Annotated in this window: 2 protein-coding genes; one reads left to right on the top strand and one right to left on the bottom strand. The window is 57.6% G+C overall.

What is annotated here, in order from left to right; translation table 11 throughout:
• Nucleotides 1-145: 145 nt before the first annotated feature.
• Nucleotides 146-1,618 carry an IS5 family transposase gene (locus tag LNV08_RS12750; protein ID WP_414858730.1) on the bottom strand — a complete coding sequence of 491 codons (1,473 nt, stop codon included), beginning with the start codon at nt 1,616-1,618 and terminating at the stop codon, nt 146-148.
• 251 nt (nt 1,619-1,869) lie between these two features.
• Here LNV08_RS12750 and LNV08_RS12745 point away from each other — a divergent pair.
• A partial coding sequence (locus LNV08_RS12745; protein ID WP_263534066.1) for a glycosyltransferase family 2 protein occupies nt 1,870-2,632 on the top strand: 763 nt, incomplete at its 3' end.

Here is a 2,632-nt window from a genome sequence, read left to right as displayed (position 1 = left end):
TTCAAGTTGCGCGCATTAGGGAAGTTATGCAGCGGTCTCGTAATGGCAATCTCGGCGCATGTGATGCGGCGCGATAAGGAGTCGGACCTGCAAAATTCGTTTTGCCGAAGCAAGCAACTGAAGCAGTTCCTGGTGAGGCTTGCCGTTATGGTGCGAATTGATGTCGCCAAGCCTTCTGGTGTGCCATCGGGCCGCCCAGCAGCGCCATTGCACCCACCATCAAGCCCGCCCATAGGGCGAACAAGACCAAAGAAATGTGCCTTAGGCCGCCAGCCTGCAATTGGCGCCACAGCGCCCGCATCAACCAACGGATGTTGAACCCGGCCGCGCACAGCACCGCGTGCAGCGCGTCGCCCTCGCTGCCTTTGAGCCAGCACCGATCCATCCGGTGGTCGTGCTTGGTATGCCCGATGGTCGGCTCGATGGCCTGGCGTCGCTTGAGCCAGCGCCTTTGCTCCTTGTTGAGAGACTTGTACTTGCCTCGGTGAATCAGTTCCACCGGCGCAATCTCCTTGTCCACGCCGCGATAGCCCAGATCGACTACCGCGACCTTCGGCGCCACGCCGATGTCTTGCAATAAAACGCCGGTTTGTTCCAACTGCGCTGCCAGCGTGTGCCCGTCAAACGGATTGCCGGGGAAACTTCTGGCGCCCACGATCAGGCCGCTCTTGTGCGCCACCGCCAGGCTGACCTTGACGCCGAACTCATAGGGCTTGCGGGCCTTGCCTTTACCAATGCACTCCACCTCTGGGGCGTGCAGGGCGTACAGCTTGTTCTTGTCTTGCGGGCGCTGACTGCGAATCTGCTCGGCACGTTGCAGCCAGGGCTTGAGTTGATCTTGTACGGCTTGCGCCAGCGTCGTCATCTTGCGCTGCACTTCGCGCAGTAGCACGCCCAGGATCGTTCGCTGACGCCGCACCACCTGACGCAGACGCTTGAATTGCTTGGCGTGAGCGTAGCCGCCTGCGCGGCGGCGCAAGGTCCTGCCCTCGCGTTCGTGCGTCTTCTTGAGTTGAAGGCCGGCGCGTTTGGCGAGCTGGGCAATCTTGGCTCTTGCGACTTCCAGCAGTCGGCTGTCGGTCGGGTGGGCAATGGCCTTCTCCTGCACGGTCGAATCAACAATCACGCGTTCCAACTCGACGGATTTGACGGCCTTCATCGCCACGGCCGCCTCGATGGTGGTCTTGAGCAACTGCTCCACGCCGGCTTCGCCGAGCACGCGCCGGAAGCGGCCGATCTGCGTGGCATCACAGGGCAGCTTACTCTGGTAATACTCCATGCCGCTGAAGAGTTGCCAGACCACGTTCTCGCTCCAGCGCTCGACCAGGGATTCGTCACTCTCGTTGAAGGCGTGTTTGAGGTACAGCAGCGCGACCATCAGGCGGATCGGCAAGCGCGGCCGGCCGGCTCGACTCACACCGCCTGCGGCCACCACCAACGTGGGCCCAAACATGTCGGCGTCATCGCGCGACTTGCCCAATCGGGCCTTGCGCGCAAACAGCGGCGCCAATGAGGTTTCAATCTGAGACCAGGGCAGGCGCCGAGCTAACACCGCCAGCGGGTGCTGGGGATCCACCATCCCGTCCAACCGTGCGCGGAAGAAGTCGTCGGTCGCCATCGTTTTACCCTCCAGAACTCCCAAAAATCAATAGCGATTGAATATCTTTTTGGGAGTTCTGGCCATTGGCATTCACCCCGAGATGTCAGTAGCCATGGGGGTTGGCGGGGTTTTGCAGGGCCGACTAAGGACAGTGTCCACCGAAAATGGTCGATCTGGCGTTGGTGATACCAGCGAAATTCAAATCAGAAAGGGCAACGATGTACCGGCGCATCTGATACTTGGAATAGGGTAATCGGCGGCCAAACTCCATGGATGATGCTGGACGTATATACGATAGAGAAAAAATTTGGACACAGGCTGGTGGGCGGCAATATGAACCGCGCCGTGCTTGTCCGCTTTGGGGCTGGTATGCTCAGGGGTCGATGTTTGCATCCGCCGGCGAAGATCGGATGACTTCGCATTGTCTTCAAAGCCTAAAGCGGTGCGCACGCTTGAAGACTATTCATTTACCCCAAAAAATTATGCAAAATCACATTGCTGTAGTCATTCCATGCTATCAAGTTAAAAAGCATATAGTGAACGTTTTGTCTGCAATTGGCCCTGAGGTATCGAGTATTTATATTGTAGACGATGCGTGCACACAAGGTACGGCGGACCTGGTGGAGGACTGCAACCTGGACCCTCGGGTACGGGTGATTCGTCATGCTTCCAACAAGGGCGTCGGCGCAGCCGTGGTGTCGGGATATCGTGCGGCGCTTAAGGACGGAGCAGAAGTTATCGTGAAGATCGACGGCGACGGCCAAATGGACCCGGCTTTGATACCGCTTTTTGTCGCACCCATACTCAACGGGCAGGCGGATTATACAAAAGGCAACCGATTTTACGATCTGACCTACATTAGCCGTATGCCTAGGCTGCGAGTGCTAGGGAATACAGCGTTGGCGTTCATGTCCAAGCTTGGTTCCGGCTACTGGAATGTTTTCGACTCAACTAATGGCTACACAGCCATACACGCCAAGGTAGCTAAGCGTATTGCATTGGATAAGTTGAGTCAGCGGTATTTTTTTGAGT

It is taken from the genome of Paucibacter sp. TC2R-5 (genome assembly GCF_025717605.1).
Taxonomy (GTDB): Bacteria; Pseudomonadota; Gammaproteobacteria; order Burkholderiales; family Burkholderiaceae_C; genus Paucibacter_A; species Paucibacter_A albus.
The sequence above is the reverse complement of the archived record's forward strand: the minus strand, read 5'-3'. Positions and strand labels throughout refer to the sequence as shown.

Coding starts and splice junctions, on each gene's coding strand:
- LNV08_RS12750 (WP_414858730.1), bottom strand. CDS start 1,618: ATGGCGACCGACGACTTCTTCCGCGCACGGTTGGACGGGATGGTGGAT.